This is a genomic window from Flavobacterium sp., from assembly GCF_040402835.1.
GTDB lineage: Bacteria > Bacteroidota > Bacteroidia > Flavobacteriales > Flavobacteriaceae > Flavobacterium.
Map to the genome: position 1 here is coordinate 1 of NZ_JBBALW010000016.1, position 18,704 is coordinate 18,704.

General features: G+C 33.3%; 15 protein-coding genes. All 15 read left to right on the top strand.

The window, feature by feature from the left end; translation table 11 throughout:
- The first annotated feature begins 79 nt into the window (after positions 1 to 79).
- The 15 genes from ruvB to AC9UEH_RS06970 all read left to right on the top strand — a co-directional run bounded on the left by ruvB (position 80) and on the right by AC9UEH_RS06970 (position 18,699).
- On the top strand, positions 80 to 1,102 hold the full coding sequence (ruvB, locus tag AC9UEH_RS06900; protein WP_509530015.1) for a Holliday junction branch migration DNA helicase RuvB: 1,023 nt from the start codon (positions 80 to 82) through the stop codon (positions 1,100 to 1,102).
- Positions 1,103 to 1,140: 38 nt separating this feature from the next.
- Entirely contained in the window at positions 1,141 to 1,509 is a 369-nt protein-coding gene (locus AC9UEH_RS06905) for a four helix bundle protein (RefSeq protein ID WP_509530018.1), read from the top strand.
- A 33-nt stretch (positions 1,510 to 1,542) separates the two neighbouring features.
- Positions 1,543 to 2,436 (top strand): tRNA epoxyqueuosine(34) reductase QueG, encoded by an 894-nt coding sequence (queG, locus tag AC9UEH_RS06910; RefSeq protein ID WP_509530021.1) that lies wholly within the window; start codon positions 1,543 to 1,545, stop codon positions 2,434 to 2,436.
- Between the two features lie 68 nt (positions 2,437 to 2,504).
- On the top strand, positions 2,505 to 2,939 hold the full coding sequence (locus AC9UEH_RS06915; RefSeq protein WP_509530024.1) for a CBS domain-containing protein: 435 nt from the start codon (positions 2,505 to 2,507) through the stop codon (positions 2,937 to 2,939).
- A 139-nt stretch (positions 2,940 to 3,078) separates the two neighbouring features.
- Positions 3,079 to 5,364 (top strand): NADP-dependent malic enzyme, encoded by a 2,286-nt coding sequence (locus AC9UEH_RS06920; RefSeq protein WP_509530027.1) that lies wholly within the window; start codon positions 3,079 to 3,081, stop codon positions 5,362 to 5,364.
- An 87-nt stretch (positions 5,365 to 5,451) separates the two neighbouring features.
- Positions 5,452 to 6,033: a Holliday junction branch migration protein RuvA gene (gene ruvA, locus AC9UEH_RS06925; RefSeq protein ID WP_509530030.1), complete on the top strand. Its 582-nt coding sequence runs from the start codon at positions 5,452 to 5,454 to the stop codon at positions 6,031 to 6,033.
- Between the two features lie 3 nt (positions 6,034 to 6,036).
- Positions 6,037 to 13,302 (top strand): T9SS outer membrane translocon Sov/SprA, encoded by a 7,266-nt coding sequence (sov, locus tag AC9UEH_RS06930; protein WP_509530033.1) that lies wholly within the window; start codon positions 6,037 to 6,039, stop codon positions 13,300 to 13,302.
- Between the two features lie 74 nt (positions 13,303 to 13,376).
- Positions 13,377 to 13,757 carry a glycine cleavage system protein GcvH gene (gcvH, locus tag AC9UEH_RS06935; RefSeq protein ID WP_509530036.1) on the top strand — a complete coding sequence of 127 codons (381 nt, stop codon included), beginning with the start codon at positions 13,377 to 13,379 and terminating at the stop codon, positions 13,755 to 13,757.
- Positions 13,758 to 13,767: 10 nt separating this feature from the next.
- The gene (locus tag AC9UEH_RS06940) at positions 13,768 to 14,136 is read left to right on the top strand and encodes a VanZ family protein (RefSeq protein ID WP_509530038.1); all 369 of its coding nucleotides are present in this window, start codon (positions 13,768 to 13,770) and stop codon (positions 14,134 to 14,136) included.
- A gap of 41 nt (positions 14,137 to 14,177) precedes the next feature.
- Positions 14,178 to 14,921, top strand: a complete 744-nt coding sequence (deoC, locus tag AC9UEH_RS06945; RefSeq protein ID WP_509530041.1) for a deoxyribose-phosphate aldolase — start codon at positions 14,178 to 14,180, stop codon at positions 14,919 to 14,921.
- Positions 14,922 to 15,052: 131 nt separating this feature from the next.
- Positions 15,053 to 15,955, top strand: coding sequence for a heme o synthase (gene cyoE, locus AC9UEH_RS06950; protein WP_509530171.1), 903 nt, complete (start codon positions 15,053 to 15,055; stop codon positions 15,953 to 15,955).
- A gap of 2 nt (positions 15,956 to 15,957) precedes the next feature.
- Positions 15,958 to 16,539: a cytochrome c oxidase subunit 3 gene (locus AC9UEH_RS06955; RefSeq protein WP_509530044.1), complete on the top strand. Its 582-nt coding sequence runs from the start codon at positions 15,958 to 15,960 to the stop codon at positions 16,537 to 16,539.
- A 42-nt stretch (positions 16,540 to 16,581) separates the two neighbouring features.
- Positions 16,582 to 17,613 (top strand): cytochrome c oxidase subunit 3, encoded by a 1,032-nt coding sequence (locus tag AC9UEH_RS06960; RefSeq protein ID WP_509530046.1) that lies wholly within the window; start codon positions 16,582 to 16,584, stop codon positions 17,611 to 17,613.
- A 17-nt stretch (positions 17,614 to 17,630) separates the two neighbouring features.
- The gene (locus tag AC9UEH_RS06965; protein WP_509530049.1) at positions 17,631 to 17,981 is read left to right on the top strand and encodes a cytochrome C oxidase subunit IV family protein; all 351 of its coding nucleotides are present in this window, start codon (positions 17,631 to 17,633) and stop codon (positions 17,979 to 17,981) included.
- Positions 17,982 to 18,057: 76 nt separating this feature from the next.
- Positions 18,058 to 18,699, top strand: coding sequence for a hypothetical protein (locus tag AC9UEH_RS06970; RefSeq protein WP_509530051.1), 642 nt, complete (start codon positions 18,058 to 18,060; stop codon positions 18,697 to 18,699).
- The last annotated feature ends 5 nt before the right edge of the window (positions 18,700 to 18,704 follow it).

An 18,704-nucleotide genomic window follows, 5' to 3' on the forward strand; every position in this document is an offset into this window, starting at 1 on the left:
CGTTATAATATTCAAATAGTTCAATTTTTATTGGACTATATTGAATACATAAACGGTATAACTTTCCTATATTTGTAATATGAATGAAAACTTAGACCCTACAAATGAAAATTTAAATCCTGAAGAACTTGATCTCGAAAAAAGATTAAGGCCGCTTACATTTGATGATTTTGCGGGTCAAGATCAAATATTGGAAAACCTAAAAGTTTTTGTTGAAGCTGCAAATCAAAGAAACGAAGCTTTAGACCATACACTTTTTCACGGGCCACCGGGATTAGGAAAAACTACTTTGGCAAATATTTTAGCCAATGAATTGGGTGTGGGAATAAAAATTACTTCGGGACCTGTTCTTGACAAACCCGGAGACTTAGCAGGATTATTGACCAATCTCGATGAAAGAGATGTTCTATTTATTGATGAAATTCACCGTTTGAGTCCAATAGTTGAAGAGTATTTATATTCAGCAATGGAAGATTTTAAAATTGATATTATGATTGAATCGGGACCCAATGCCCGTTCGGTTCAAATCAATTTAAATCCTTTTACATTAGTTGGCGCCACAACACGTTCCGGATTGTTAACCGCCCCGATGCGCGCTCGTTTCGGAATCCAAAGCCGATTACAATATTACACAACCGAACTTTTAACGACAATTGTTGAGCGAAGTTCAGCCATCATAAAAATGCCAATCACTATGGAAGCTGCGATTGAAATTGCAGGAAGAAGCAGGGGAACACCAAGAATTGCAAATGCACTATTGAGACGTGTTCGTGATTTTGCACAAATAAAAGGAAATGGAAAAATCGATATTGAAATTGCACGATATTCGCTAAAAGCGTTGCATGTTGATGCCCACGGTTTGGACGAAATGGACAACAAAATCCTAACCACCATAATTGATAAATTCAAAGGAGGACCTGTTGGTTTATCAACATTGGCAACAGCCGTTTCTGAAAGCAGCGAAACCATTGAAGAAGTTTACGAACCCTTTTTAATCCAAGAAGGCTTTATAATGAGAACGCCACGAGGTCGCGAAGTTACCGAAAAAGCATACACACATTTAGGCAGAATCAAAGGCAACATACAAGGAGGTCTTTTTTAATTTAAGAATTATGATTTCAGATTTTAGATTTCAGAATTATGGATGCAAACCAATTAAAGAATAGAACTAAAAATTATTCAATTACAATTTTAGATCTTGTCGAAAAGTTGCCAAATACAATTTCAGGTAAAGCAGTTTCTAATCAGATTGTAAGGAGTGGCACTTCTGTTGGCGCAAATTATAGAGCGGTATGCAGAGCGAGAAGCGATAGAGAATTTATTGCTAAAATGTCAATAGTAATAGAAGAATCCGATGAAACCTTGTTTTGGTTAGAAATTATTCTTGAAAAACAATGGATTAATAAATCAGAAATTGATATTATTTGGAAAGAGGGTAATGAGTTAACTGCAATCTTTGTGAGCTCAATGAAAACAATAAAAGACAGGGTTAATAATGCAATAATCTGAAATCTGAAATCTAAAATCTTAAATTATTCTGCATTGATAAAATCCGAAGCCAAGCGCCTCGGGTTTTTGTCTTGTGGAATATCCAAAGCAGGTTTTTTAGAACAAGAAGCACCACGATTAGAAAATTGGTTGAACAAAAACCAACACGGACAAATGTCCTACATGGAAAATAATTTCGACAAACGCCTCAATCCAACTTTACTAGTTGATGATGCCAAAAGTGTCGTTTCCTTATTGTTGAATTATTATCCCTCAGAAATACAAAATTCTGAAAGCTATAAAATTTCTAAATACGCTTACGGACAAGATTATCATTTCGTAATCAAAGAAAAACTCAATGAATTACTTTTTTCCATTCAATCAACTATCGGGGAAGTTTCTGGGCGTGCTTTTGTAGATTCCGCACCCATTCTCGATAAAGCTTGGGCTGCCAAAAGTGGCTTGGGTTGGATTGGCAAAAATAGTAATTTATTGACGCAGCAAGTTGGTTCGTTTTATTTTATCGCAGAACTCATAATCGATTTAGAATTAGAATACGATTATGCAACAACAGACCACTGCGGAACCTGCACGGCTTGTATTGATGCATGTCCAACAGAGGCAATCGTAGCGCCCTATATCGTTGACGGAAGCAAATGTATTTCCTATTTCACCATCGAACTCAAAGAAAATATTCCTATAGAAATGAAAGGAAAATTCGATGATTGGGCTTTCGGTTGTGATATTTGTCAAGATGTTTGCCCTTGGAACAAATTTTCAAAACCACATAAAGAACCTTTATTCAATCCAAATCCTGAGTTGCTTTCCATGTCAAAAAAAGATTGGGAAGAAATCACAGAAGAAACATTCAAAGTAGTTTTCAAAAATTCAGCAGTAAAACGCACAAAATATGAAGGATTAAAAAGAAATATTGAATTTTTGAAATAATTTTCCTTAGTTTTTTTCATTTGTATTGTGTTTTAACATAAATTTATAAGGAATTTAAATTTTATATCATGACAGTAAACCAAATTTTAAAATTAAAAGGAAGTGAAGTTTACTCAATACTTCCCAATGTAACTGTTTTTGAAGCATTGAAAGTGATGGGCAATAAAAATATCGGTGCAATTTTAATTATTGAAGATAATAGTTTAAAGGGAATTTTTTCAGAACGCGACTATGCTCGGAAAATAGTTTTGAAAAACAAATCTTCAAAAGACACTTTCGTTTATGAAATAATGGAATCCGAAGTTATTACTTTAAAGCCATCGGATAAAATAGAGTATTGTATGGAATTAATGACTACAAAAAGAATTAGACATTTACCCGTTTTCGAAAATGGTGTCGTAATTGGTATTATATCTATTGGAGATGTTGTTAAATATATAATCGAAACTCAAAAACAAACTATAGAATATTTAGATTCTTATATAACTGGAAGCAAATTATAAGTAATAAATTTACATTTTAAATAGTTGTGTTTTAAAGTTAAGTTGTTCAAACATCACCACAATTTTTACAAAAGAATTCAATAAATTAAATGTATTTTGAACAAGTCTTTTATCTTTGTCGAGAAAAATATTCACTTTAATGGACAATCAAAATAAAAGAAGAGAAGCGTTATTATACCACGCCAAACCAACACCTGGGAAAATTCAAGTGGTTCCAACCAAAAAATATGCTACTCAAAGAGATTTGTCATTGGCGTATTCTCCCGGAGTTGCGGAACCGTGTTTAGAAATTGCAAAAGACATAAATAACGTTTATAAATATACTGCTAAAGGTAATTTAGTAGCCGTAATTACTAATGGAACCGCTGTTTTAGGACTTGGTGACATTGGTCCAGAAGCTTCAAAACCAGTGATGGAAGGAAAGGCATTGTTGTTTAAAATATTCGCTGATATTGATGTTTTTGATATTGAAGTGGATACCAAAGATATCGAAGCTTTTATTACAACTGTAAAAAATATCGCACCTACTTTTGGAGGGATAAACCTTGAAGATATTAAAGCTCCAGAATCATTTGAGATAGAAAGACGCTTGGTTGAAGAGTTGAATATTCCTGTAATGCATGACGACCAACATGGAACTGCAATTATTTCTTCGGCAGCTTTATTGAATGCATTAGAATTAGCAAAGAAGAAAATTTCAAATATAAAAATTGTTATATCTGGTGCAGGTTCAGCAGCTTTAGCATGTGCAAATTTATATGTATTATTGGGTGTAAATCCAGATAAAATCATCATGTTTGATAAAGATGGAGTTTTGTCAAGTGACAGAACTGACTTGTCAGATTTACAAAAAAGATACTCAAAAGGATTAAAAAATACGAATTTAAAAGACGCTCTTTTGGGGGCAGATGTTTTCTTAGGACTTTCTGCGGGTAATATTTTATCGCCAGATATGTTGCTTGGAATGGCAAAAGACCCGATTGTTTTTGCAATGGCAAATCCAGTTCCAGAGATTGATTATGATGTTGCAATTGCCACACGAAAAGATATAATAATGGCAACTGGTCGATCAGATCATCCAAATCAAGTGAACAATGTACTTGGATTTCCTTATATTTTTAGAGGTGCTTTAGATGTTCGAGCAACAAAAATTAATGAAGCTATGAAAATGGCCGCTGTGAAAGCATTGGCGGCATTAGCTAAAGAATCGGTTCCAGAGCAAGTGAATATTGCTTATGGCGAAACTAAATTAATTTTTGGGCGGGATTATATTATTCCAAAGCCATTTGACCCACGACTGATTTCTACGGTTGCGCCAGCAGTTGCGAGGGCTGCAATGGAATCGGGAGTTGCGTTGCATCCCATTTTGGATTGGCAAAAATATGAAGAGGAATTATTAGATCGATTGGGTTCTGATAATAAAATGGTGCGCCTTTTGGCAAATAGAGCGAAAACAGAACCAAAACGAGTTGTATTTGCGGAAGCTGATCATCTTGATGTTTTGAAAGCAGCTCAAATTGCCTATGAAGATAAAATTGCTTTTCCAATTTTATTGGGAAATAAAGAAATTATATTAGAATTAAAAGCAGAAATTGGGTTTGATGCCGATGTTCCAATATTTGACCCAAAAACAAAATGCGAGGATAAAAGAAGAAATCATTATGCTGAAATTTTTTGGAAATCGAGACAACGACGGGGAATTTCACTTTTAGACGCTCAAAAATGGATGCGAGAACGTAATTATTTTGCAGCAATGATGGTCAATGAAGGCGAAGCAGACGCAATGGTTTCTGGATATTCTCGAAGTTATCCATCGGTTGTAAAACCAATTTTGCAATTAATTGATAAAGCTCCAGGAATATCATTGGTGGCAACCACCAATATGATGATGACCAATCGAGGCCCTATGTTTTTATCAGATACTGCGATAAATCCAAATCCACCTGCGGAAGATTTAGCAAAAATTGCTTTAATGACTGCAAAAACAGTTCGTATGTTTGGCTTGGAGCCAATAATTGCAATGATTTCTTATTCTAATTTTGGTTCTTCAACAAATGAAAGTGCGAGTAAAGTTAGGACGGCAGTTAAGTTTTTGCATGAAAATTATCCTGAATTACAAGTTGACGGAGAACTTCAAGCCGATTTTGCATTGAATCCAGAAATGTTAAAAGATAAATTTCCATTCTCAAAATTGGCGGGAAAAAAAGTGAATACCTTAATTTTCCCCAATTTAGAATCGGCAAATATTACTTATAAGTTATTAAAAGAATTGTACAAAGTAGATTCTATAGGTCCGATAATGTTGGGAATGGACAAGCCGGTTCACATATTTCAATTGGGTGCTAGTGTCGAAGAAATGGTGAATATGGTTGCCGTTGCCGTTGTTGATGCGCAGGAAAAAGACAAAAGAAATAAAACAAAATAATTTGTTTCCATAAAACACCATTTATATAATGATTAAGAATATTTTCAATTGAAGATTTTTCTTATATTTGAAAATTACTAAATAAAAATGATAGCACATTTACAAGGAAAATTAGTAGAAAAAACACCTACAGAAGTCATTATTGATTGCAATGGAGTGGGATATCATGTCAATATTTCTTTGCATACGTATTCTTTACTTCCTGCTTCGGATTCTATAAAATTGTTTACCTATCTTCAGATTAAAGAGGATTCGCATACGCTTTTTGGATTTGTAGAAAAATCGGAGCGCGAAATTTTTAAAATGTTACTTTCTGTTTCGGGAATAGGCGCAAGTATTGCTCGAACAATGTTGTCGTCATTAGAACCAAAACAAATTATACACGCTATTGCTTCTGCAGATGTAGTTACAATTCAGTCTATTAAAGGAATTGGTAGTAAAACAGCACAAAGAGCTATATTGGATTTAAAAGATAAAGTGTTAAAATTGTATGATTTAGACGAAGTTTCTATGAGTCAAAGCAATACAAATAAAGATGAGGCGTTATCTGCTTTGGAAGTTTTGGGTTTCATTAGAAAATCTGCCGAGCGAGTGGTGGAAAGAATCGTTAAAGAAAATCCTGATGCCACAGTGGAAAACATCATAAAATTAGCCTTAAAAAATTTATAATACTTGAAAACACTTCACAAAAAAAACAGAAATTTCTTCCTTAAAATAAGTATTTTTTTACTTGTTTTACTTTCTGATTTTACACTTCAAGCCCAAGTTAATGATGTTGTTCAAGATTCGACTAAAATGGGTTATTCAACTGGTCACATAGGGATTCCAAATCCACCTAGTGTTGTTAATTTATACGTTTATGATCCATTGACAGACCGATACGTTTTTACAAGTTCTGTTAGCGGGTTTTCAATTAATTATCCAGTAATTCTAACTCCAAAGGAATACAGAGCGATGGTTTTGAAGGAATCGATGCGTACTTATTTTAGAAAAAAATTAGATGCAATTGATGGAAAAAAAGAAGGAAGTGAAGCTGCTAAAAAGGATTTATTACCAAGATATTATTTAAACAATAGTTTTTTTGAAACCATTTTTGGAGGCAATACAATTGATGTAAAACCAACGGGTTCAGTAGAAATGGATTTGGGTGTTCGCTATACAAAACAAGACAATCCTTCCTTTTCTCCAAGAAATAGATCAAGTACTACTTTTGATTTTAATCAACGGATAAGTATGAGTTTAATGGGGAAAGTGGGAACAAGATTGAGTGTCAATGCCAATTACGATACTCAATCTACATTTGCATTTCAAAATCTTATCAAATTGGAATACAACCACGATTTGAATGCCAATGAAGATGATATTATCCAAAAAATAGAAGTTGGAAATGTTAGTATGCCTTTGAATACTTCTTTAATTCGGGGTGCTCAAAGTTTATTTGGCGTAAAAGCACAACTTCAATTTGGTAAAACGACAGTTACAGGAGTTTTTTCTGAGCAGAAATCACAAACAAAATCGGTTACTTCCCAAGGTGGAGGGACCATTCAGAATTTTGAATTATTTGCATTGGATTATGATGCTGATCGTCACTTTTTCTTGTCACAATATTTCAGAAATAAATACGATTCATCACTAAAAAATTATCCTTATGTGGATAGCAGGGTTCAAATTACACGCGTTGAAGTCTGGATTACAAACCGACAAAATCGGGTTACAACTACCAATAATAATTTAAGGAATATTGTTGCGCTTCAGGATTTAGGAGAATCCCAGTTGACAGGGTTAAATGATAATGAAATTGTAGTTGTAAATCCATCTACAGGATTTTTTATTAGCTCAACCAACTCACCTTCTGACAATAGAAATAATAAATATAACCCAGCTTTAATTGGCAATGGAGGGTTTTTAAATGGAAATATTAGAGAAATTGTAACTGCAAGTTCAGGATTTAACGGCATCACGGTTAGTGAAGGTCAAGATTATTCTAAATTGGAAAATGCAAGAAAATTAAATGCTTCAGAATTTACATTTCATCCACAATTGGGATACATTTCTTTGCAACAAAAATTAGCAAACGATGAAGTTTTGGCAGTTGCCTTCCAATATACAATTGGTGACGTAGTTTATCAAGTTGGGGAATTTGGTTCAGATGGGGTTCAAGCAACTGAAGTAGGGGGTGTTACAACTGGAACAACTCAACCAACAACGATTACAACTCAAAGCTTAATTTTGAAGATGTTGAAAAGTAACTTGACTAGCGTTGAAAATCCAACAACCCATGTTACTAGACCTATTTGGAACTTGATGATGAAAAATATTTATCAAATTCCAAATGGTTTTCAATTGCAACAAACGGATTTTAAATTTAACATTCTTTATACAGACCCATCGCCACTAAATTATATTAATTTAGTTTCGCCACTACCTCAACCCCTTGATTTAGTAACTTCTACTCCTTTGTTAAAGGTTTTTAATGTTGATAAATTAAACTACAATAATGATCCACAAGTAGGAGGTGATGGATTTTTTGATTTTATTCCAGGAATTACTGTAGATTCTCAAAATGGTAGAATTATATTTACAACAGTTGAACCTTTTGGAAAACATTTATTTGAGAAGTTAAGAGATGATAATAATAGAAATTATAATGGAGATCCAAATAGTATTTTAGACTATAATGCCAATCAAAAAAAATATGTTTACCGGAATTTGTATCGTCAATCTCAAGCGACTGCTTTGCAAGAGAGCGATAAAAATAAATTTCAATTAAAAGGAAAATTCAAATCATCTGGTGGCGAAGGAATCTCAATAGGTGCTTTCAATGTACCTAAAGGCTCTGTTGTTGTTACTGCAGGCGGACGTGTTTTAGTAGAAGGGGTAGATTATACGGTTAATTATCAAATGGGACGTGTTCAGATTTTAGATGCATCGCTTCAAGCATCCAATACTCCAATTAATGTTTCTTTAGAAAATAATGCTGTTTTTGGTCAACAAACCCGAAGATTTATGGGTTTCAATGTAGAACATAAAATATCAGAAAAGTTTTTGGTAGGAGCTACATTTTTAAAAATGACAGAAAAACCGTTTACTCAAAAATCGAGTTACGGAAAAGAATCGGTGAACAATACTATTTTTGGATTCAACACTAATTTTTCTACCGAAGTTCCTTTTTTTACAAGATTAGTAAATAAATTGCCCAATGTAGATACCGATGTTCCCTCAAATCTATCTTTCAGAGGCGAAATAGCTTTCTTAAAACCCGATACTCCTCAAGCAGACCAATTTCAAGGAGAATCTACCATTTATGTTGATGATTTTGAGGGTTCACAAACATCAATTGATATGCGAGCGCCCTATTCATGGAGCTTGTCATCTACTCCAGAAAAGTCACTTACAAGTCCATACAATTTTAATGGAACTGCAACAGACTTAAGTTATGGTTATAAAAGAGCAAAATTATCATGGTACAGCATAGACCCAATATTTTATGCAGCCAGACCCGGTGGGATTTCTATTCAAGACATATCCTTAAATTCAACAAGACGAATTTATAGTGAGGAATTATACCCCGCGACCGATATTGCTATTGGGCAAACCCAGGTGGTAAATACATTAGATTTATCTTATTACCCAAAGGAAAGAGGGTCGTATAATTATAATCCTGCTGCAGCAACTACCAATGTATTACCAAATCCACAAGAAAATTTTGGGGGCATTATGCGTTCCTTGAATTCTACTAATTTTGAACAAAGTAATGTTGAATATTTACAATTTTGGATTTTAGACCCTTATTTTGACCCAGGTAATGTAGCTAGCGAAACGTCAATAACTAACACGGGAAAAATATATTTTAACCTTGGTTCTATATCTGAAGATGTTTTAAAAGATGGTAGAAAACAATTTGAAAATGGACTTGGACCAGATCAAATATTGGTAACCCCACAGCCTATTTGGGGAAATGTCCCGGCATCACAATCATTGATTTACGCATTTGATACCAATGCTGCGAATAGAGCGAATCAAGATATTGGGTTAGATGGTTTAAATAATTCTGAAGAAGCTATTAAATTCCCTACTTTTTCTGGAAATCAAGATCCTTCATCCGATGATTATGTATATTATTTGGCTGCAGAAGGATCGGTTCGTGAGCGCTATAAAAATTATAACGGAACTCAAGGAAATTCCCCTGTTGATGTCACAGATACTAATAGAGGCGCTTCTACTCTTCCAGACGTTGAGGACATCAACCGCGACAATACAATGAACACCATCAATGCCTATTTTGAATATAGTATTTTTTTACACAAAAATATGACAATTGGAGCAGATCGATATGTAACCGATATTAGAGAAACAGATGCAGCCAATTTACCAGCAGGTGCCAACCCTACTAAGGCAAGATGGATTCAATTTAAAATTCCAGTTTCTCAACCTGAAAATGCTATTGGAGGAATTTCTGATTTCAGATCTATTGGCTATATGCGAATGTTTATGACTGGTTTCAATGACAATTTAACGGTGCGTTTCGGTGCATTAGATTTAGTAAGAGGAGAATGGAGACGCTATACCAATACATTAAATTCTCTTTATCCAATTCAATCTACTGGTAATCCAGATTTAGATGTATTGGCAGTAAATATTCAAGAAAATGGAAATAGAAGTCCAATTCGTTACGTGTCGCCTCCCGGAGTTGTTAGGGAGCAACTGTATAATAACAATTCTGTAATCAATCAAAATGAACAAGCATTAGCAATGAGAGCGGGCGGGGCTGGATTACTACCAGGAGATTCCAGAGCGGTATTTAAAAATATAAATGTAGACATGCGTCAATATAATAATCTAAAAATGTTTCTACATGCCGAAGCACTTCCCGCTCCTTCTGACCCAACACCACTTCAAAACGATCAGATGGTTGGATTTATACGATTTGGAAATGACTTCACACAAAACTTTTATCAAATAGAAATTCCTTTAAAAGTAACTGCTGAAGGAGCATCAACTGCTGAAGACATTTGGCCAGAAGTAAATAATATAAATTTACCATTATCACTTTTAACACAATTGAAAATTTTAGCAATGAGCGGTAGTGCTCCCCCAGAAGATGCAAACGGAATTCGATATATAGATGATAATGTTTTAGATCCTTCTCTAACAACCAATACAAGTAGAGGTAAATTGAGATTAGGAATTCGAGGAAATCCTAATTTTGGATTGGTACGGACTTTAATGGTGGGTATAAAAAACAAATCTACAACCACTAATATTCGCGGTGAAGTATGGTTTAACGAACTTAGATTGTCCGGAATGGATAATAAAGGAGGAATGGCCTCTGTGGTGAATTTAGATACTAATTTTGCTGATTTGGCTACAGTTTCTGCTACTGGAAAGCGAAGTACTGCAGGTTTTGGTTCCTTAGAACAAGGACCAAATGAAAGAAGTCGCGAAGATATCTTTCAATATAATTTTGTCTCTAATTTGAGCATTGGTAAATTATTGCCTAAAAAATGGGGAATCAATTTGCCTTTCAATTATGCTGTAGGTGAAGAAATTATTACGCCACTCTACGACCCATTTAATCAGGATATTAAACTGCAACAACTTATTGATATTACAGCAAATCAAGCTGAAAAAGATAATATTAGAGACAGGGCAATAGATTATACAAAACGTAGAAGTATCAATTTCATAGGCGTAAAGAAAGAAAGAGGCGAAAAACAAAAGCCACATGTTTATGACCTTGAAAATTTAACTTTATCCTATTCTTATAACGAAGTGAAGCGACACGATTTTGAAATTGAAAGTTATTTGGACAAACAAGTCAACACAACTGTTGATTACGCCTATACATTTCAACCAAAGCCTTTTGAACCTTTCAAGAAAGTTAAGGTTTTCAAGAAAAGTGATTATTGGAAATTGTTGAGTGACTTTAATTTTAATTATTTACCAACTAACATTTCGTTTAGTTCAAACATTATCAGACAATATAATCGGCAAGAATTCCGTCAAGTTGAAGTAGCTGGAATTGGATTAGACCCATTATACAGGCGAAATTTCCTGTTTAATTATCAATATGGATTCAATTATAATTTGACAAAGGCTTTGAAATTAAATTTCACGGCGTCTTCAAATAATATTGTAAAAAACTATTTAAACGAAAATAATGTTCCGAATAATAACATAACAATTTGGGATAATTATTGGAATGTTGGCGATCCAAATCAGCATACACAACAATTGACAGTTAATTATGATTTGCCAATAAACAAAATTCCATTGTTTGGTTTTGTAAAATCCACCTATTCATATGTAGGAAATTATAGTTGGCAAAAAGCATCTGCAGCTTTATCTTCTGTTGAAGCTACCGACGGAACTTTTTATAATTTAGGAAATACTATTCAAAATTCCGCCTCTCAAAAACTGAATACGGCTCTAAATATGGATGCTTTTTACAAGTATATCGGATTGTCAAAACAAATTAAAAGAGCGCCTCAAATCACTCCAAAAGTTGCTCCAAAACCAGGTCAGAAAGTTGTAAATACGCAGGTACAGCAAAACACATCTCAAGACAATGTGTTCATAGAAGGACTAAGAGGGGTTTTAACAAGCGTTAAAAACATACAAATTAATTACACAGAAAATAGAGGAACTGCCTTGCCAGGATATTTACCAGGATTAGGATTCTTGGGGACTTCAAAACCAACTTTAGGATTTGTTTTTGGTTCGCAAGACGACGTTCGTTATGAAGCAGCGAAAAATGGTTGGTTGACGAATTACCCTCAATTCAATCAGAATTTTACGCAAGTGACAAATAAAACATTGAACCTTACGGCAAATATGGATTTGTTTCCAGATTTCAAAATAGATTTAACCGCTGACAGAAGCTATGCAGACAATTTCTCGGAGCAATTTGATGTCTCTGCGGGACTATACAATTCAAGATCGCCCTATAGTACTGGAAATTTTGCAATTTCTACAGTTATGCTAAAAACCGCTTTTAGAAATAGTGACATCAATGAATCATCAGCATTTAATGACTTTAGAGGAAACAGAATTATAGTTGCAAATCGTTTGGCACAGCAATATTATAATTCTACAACTTATCCATTGGATCTTGAAGGATATCCTGTAGGATTTGGAAAAAACAGTCAGGCAGTTTTATTGCCTTCTTTCCTTGCAGCTTATACGGGTTTAATAAGTGATAAAATTGGACAAGCTGCATCTGGGGTTTCACTTTCTGCTTTTAGAGATTTTCCAATACCAAACTGGACTGCAAAATATAGTGGCTTAATGAAATATACTTTCTTTAAAGAAAATTTCAAAAGATTTTCTATGCAGCACAGTTACCGAGCGTCATATACAATCAATTCATTTAGGTCAAATTTAGCATATAACTTAAACCCGAATGGATTGGATGCGGGAGGAAATTTTCTAAATAAAACCATTATTGCAAATATCAATTTAGTAGAACAATTTAATCCATTAATCAGAATTGATTTTGAATTGAAAAACGCAATGAAATTTTTAGCAGAAATGAAAAAAGATCGTGCATTATCAATGAGTTTTGATAATAATTTGTTGACTGAAGTTCAAGGAATTGAATATGTAGTTGGGATGGGATATCGTTTTAAAGACGTAGCTTTTACCTCTAAATTTGCAGATAATCCAACAGGAGTAATCAAAGGGGACATTAATATAAAAGCTGATTTTTCTTATAGAAACAACCAAACTATTGTTAGATATTTAGATTACAATAACAATCAATTGGCTGGAGGGCAGAACATTTGGTCAGCAAAATTAACAGCTGATTATTCTTTGAGCAAAAATCTAACCGCTATTTTCTATTATGACCATTCGTTCTCAAAAGCAGTAATATCAACGTCATTTCCGATGACAAATATTAGAGGAGGATTTACTATAAGATATAATTTCGGAAATTAAGTTGAAATATTTTTAAAATAACTCACGAAATGATACCTTTGTAATTAAATAATTTAAAAACTAAAATTAAGAAAATGAATATTCCTTCAGAATTAAAATACACTAAAGACCACGAATGGATTAGTATTGATGGTGAAATTGCAACTATTGGAATTACTGATTTTGCCCAAAAAGAATTAGGAGATATTGTATATGTTGAAGTGGAAACGTTAGACCAAACCCTTGAAAAAGATGCCGTTTTTGGAACAGTTGAAGCAGTTAAAACAGTCTCGGATTTATTTCTTCCACTTTCAGGTGAAATAATCGAATTTAATGACAACTTAGAATCCGTTCCAGAAACAGTAAATGCCGATCCTTACGGAAAGGGCTGGATGGTAAAAGTTAGGTTTTCTACTCCTTCAGAAATTGAGGAATTGCTTTCAAGTGAAGATTATAAATCGCTAATTGGTGCTTAAAAATATTTATTTGTCAGCATCATTAATTTGGACTTCTTCCATATTAGTTCTTTGTTTAGAGCCTTTCAATGATTTGCCCGAAGTAGCAATAAAAAACGCTGATAAGTACGTTCATTTTACATTTCATTTTGTATTTGTAATTTTATGGACCTTGTATTTTAATTCTAAAATTGCTGATAAATTAGTTAAATTTACGAAAGCAATAGTTATAGTTTCTTTTTTATTCGGTATCCTAATTGAATTAGCGCAACAATTTTTCACCACCACTAGAAAAGCCGATATTTTAGACGTTTGTGCGAATACAACTGGTGCGATAACTGCATTAATAATTATTTTAGTCTATAATTATGCGATCAGATTAAAGATAAAATCACAGTAATTATCGAATAATAGATCTGAAAGTTCTCTTAAAAAACGGCTATGAATATTAAAGATTATTTAGATTCAACCTACTTAAAAACTGCAGGACAAGCCGGAATAAGCGAAAATAAAAACTTCGAAATAGTCGTCAATTGTGTTCAAGAAGCAATTGACGAACGTTTCAAATTGGTAATGATTCGTCCAGAAATGGTTGCCTTGGCAAAAAGAATGATACTTTCGCAAAATTCTAAATTAGGCATAGGAACTGTTATTGATTTTCCAAAAGGTATTTCAAGTCTTAGTAAAAAATTAAAGGAAGCCAACCAAGCTATTCTTGATGGCGCCGATGATTTGGATTTTGTTTGTAACTATGAAGCCTTTAAGAAGGGGAATATAAAATTAGTACGAGATGAAATTCTAAAATGTACACAGCTCGGAATCGAAAACCATAAAATTGTAAAGTGGATAATTGAAGTTGCGGCTTTGAATAATCAACAAATAATTCAATTATCATCGTTAATTAAAAACATTGTAATTTCAAATTTTAAAGAAGATAATTACGGTTCTGTTTTTGTAAAATCATCTACAGGATTTTATAAAACCGAAAACAATCTGCCTAATGGCGCTACAATTCCTACAATTATAATGATGTTAGAAAATGCATCACCCCTGTCAATTAAAGCAGCTGGAGGAGTAAAAAATTATGACGAGGCGATGGATATGATTCGAATCGGTGTGAAAAGAATTGGAACATCTTCAGCAAAAGCGATTGTAGGTGGTATTTCCTCCTCTGGTAATTATTAAATCAATTAAACACTTGTATTTTTTTTGTTAAAAATAGAATAAACCTTTATGTTTTAAGGTTTTTCCTTTTGTGATATACTATTTTTTCAAGTATCTTTGCACAAGTTTTGAAATACCAAATGAAAACAGCATTGAACGCTACAACAAATACTCTTTCTATCAAATCTATTTACACCGATTTCCTTGAAATCACTAAGGCCAGATTGGCTGTTAGTGTTGTGTTTTCATCTGTTGCAGGTTTTATGTTAGGTATTGCCGATTTTCAATCTTTGGAATGGTTGGTTTTAGTAAAACTCGCCATCGGTGGTTATTGTATGGTGGGCGCTTCAAACGCTTTCAATCAAGTAATTGAAAAAGAATTGGATGCCTTAATGGACAGAACCAAAAATCGTCCCGTTCCTGCTCAAAGAATGTCCGAAGGTTCAGCTTTAACAATTGCTTTCTTACTCACAATTTTCGGAATTTTCCTATTATATTCTATAAATCCGAAATCGGCTATGTTTGGCGCGGTTTCTATTTTTATTTACACCTGTATTTATACGCCTTTAAAAACAATGACTCCGTTGTCAGTTTTTGTTGGTGCCTTTCCTGGTGCAATTCCATTTATGTTGGGTTGGGTTGCGGCAACTGGAAATTTCGGTATTGAAGCCGGCACTTTATTTCTAATACAATTTTTCTGGCAGTTTCCTCATTTTTGGGCAATCGGTTGGTTTTTATACGAAGATTATGAAAAAGCAGGATTCTTTATGTTGCCTTCGGGTAAAAAAGATAAATCCACCGCTTTGCAAATTATTCTTTATACTGTTTGGCTGATAATTGCATCTTTATTACCAGTTTTAGGTTATACTGGGAGATTATTTATTACCAAATTCTCAGCAGTGATTGTATTTTTATTAGGATTATGGATGTTATTTTATGCCGTTAAATTATACCAAACTCGAACTTCAAAATCGGCGAAAACCTTAATGTTAGTTAGTGTTTCTTATATTACTTTATTACAATTGGTTTATATATTAGATAAATTTTTAAGATAATTATGGAAATGACAATCAACGAACACAAAGAAAGAACCGCGAGATCATACAAATTGATTTTGATTTTTGCAATGGTAAGCATGTTTATGATGTTTGCAGGGATAACAAGTGCATTTGTGGTAAGTAAATCAAGAGCCGATTGGTTAAAGGATTTTCAATTGCCAACTGCATTTTATTTAAGTACGCTAGCAATATTAAGTTGCAGTGTCACTTTTCATTTTGCAAAAAAAGCGATACAAAAAGACAATAGAAATGCGACAACTTCATTTCTTTTAGCTACTTTAGCGCTCGGAATTTTATTTGTTATTTTACAGTTTGTTGGTTTCCGTCAAATCGTAGATAATGGCTATTTTTTCACAGGAAGTGCGAGTTCTATTACAACCACTTTTTTATATGTTGTAACAATTGTGCACCTTGCTCACCTTGCTGGAGGGCTAATTTCACTTTTAATTATAATTTATAATCATTTTAAACAAAAATACAATTCAACTCAAACCCTTGGTATTGAGCTAGGTGCAATGTATTGGCACTTTCTTGACTTCTTATGGGTTTATTTGTTTTTGTTTTTATATTTCTTTAAATAAGAAAAAAACGTAAATTTGGAAACTTTTTAATGAATAACTTATATGGGATCGACAGTTACTACTGCAAATAGTGAAGAAAAAACTTGGGGAGGCGGAAATGAGCCAATGGGAGCAAGTTATGGCAAATTAATGATGTGGTTTTTTATCGTATCTGATGCTTTAACGTTCTCTGGATTTTTAGCTGCTTATGGTTTTTCAAGATTTAAATTTATTGAAACTTGGCCTTTAGCCGATGAAGTGTTTACTCACTTTCCTTTCCTTCACGGCGTTTCTGCGCCAATGTACTATGTTGCATTGATGACTTTTATCTTAATTGGTTCTTCAGTAACAATGGTTTTAGCCGTTGACGCAGGTCATCATCTAAACAAAGCAAAAGTTACATTTTATATGTTTCTAACCATAATCGGTGGTTTAATTTTCGTTGGTTCTCAAGCTTGGGAATGGTCTAATTTTATTAAAGGGGAATATGGTGCTATTGAAACAAAAGGAGGAAGTTTGCTTCAGTTTGTTGACAATACAGGACACAGAGTAAAATTAGCTGATTTTGCTGCTTCTCTTCCAAAAGAAAGAGAACAATTAACAAGAAACAAAGGAATGTGGTTTATGGAAGAAGAAGCTTCATTACCTACATACACTGTTGCGGAAGTTCAAGCAGGCTTCAAAGCAAATCCTGATTTATTAATCAAAACAGAGGTGATTTATGAAGACAATGCTGCCACTAAAGTAGATACAAAAAACAATCCAACTTTAAACAAAATAAAGCACAAAACAATTCTAACCAGAACAGAATCTGAGCACAGATTAGAAAATGCAGTTTTAGTTGTTGAAGGAGCAAACCTTAAAAGAAACGAATACGGAAGTAGGTTATTCGCCTGTTTCTTCTTCTTTATTACTGGGTTCCACGGTTTCCACGTATTTTCAGGAGTTATCATTAACGTCATTATTTTCTTTAACGTCCTTGTTGGTACGTATGAGAAAAGAAGAAGTTATGAAATGGTAGAAAAAGTTGGATTATATTGGCATTTTGTCGATTTAGTTTGGGTGTTTGTATTTACAGTTTTCTATCTCGTTTAATTTTCAAAAGTTATATTATGTCAGACGTTCACGTTTCTAACACAAAAAGAATTTGGTTTGTTTTCGCACTATTATCAGTTGTAACAACCGTTGAAGTATTTCTTGGAATTATAAAACCAGAAGCTTTGCACTTGCATCATTTTTTAGGCATGAATTTGTTAAATTGGATTTTTTACATCCTAACCATTTTCAAAGCCTATTTTATTGTTTGGGCATTTATGCACATGGAAGGCGAAAAAAGTGTCCTTAGATATGTAGTAGTAACTCCAGTAATATTCTTGGTACTTTACTTATTATTTATTTTATTGACCGAAGCAGATTATATATTCGAGGTTTTCAAAAACTCCACCATCAAATGGAATTTTTAACAACATATTAATTAAAAAAAAGGGTACGCATTGCGTACCTTTTTTTATTTTTGCATAAATATATCATCAAGACATAATGAAAAAAAATATAGTTCTCTTCGTCTTATTTATTTTACCAATTGTTGCGTATCTATTTTTTGCATCAGGCATCAATAGTTTCACAAAATTGCCAACCGTTACCTCTAAAATTCCTGATTTAGGTGCTTGGAATTCATTAAATAATCAGAAAGTAACGCTGAACAATAAAATCACTATCCTGGGTTTTTCAGGGGCTGATTTATTAAAAAACAGAGGGAATTATTTCAATATAAATCAAAAAATTTACCAGCAATACCATTCTTTCAAAGATTTGCAATTTGTTGTTGTTTGTCCTTTAGGAACCGAAAAAGACGCAAAGTACATCGTGGATCAATTTTCGAAAATCACTGACGTTTCTCAATGGCATTTTGTTTTTACTTCTAAAGATGAAATCCAGAAGTATTACAACCAATTGAAATTAAAAAACAAACTGAATTCCGATTTTGGGACTTCAAATGTTTTCATAATTGACAAAAAAAGAAATCTTCGTGGAAGAAAGAAAAAAAGTGAATACAAAGAAGGATACGACACCACATCTCCAGCCGATTTAAGCAACGAAATGTTAGATGATTTCAAAATCATTTTATACGAATACAGAGCCGCTTTGAAGAAAAATCACAATGCAGAACGTCAAATTTAATAAGT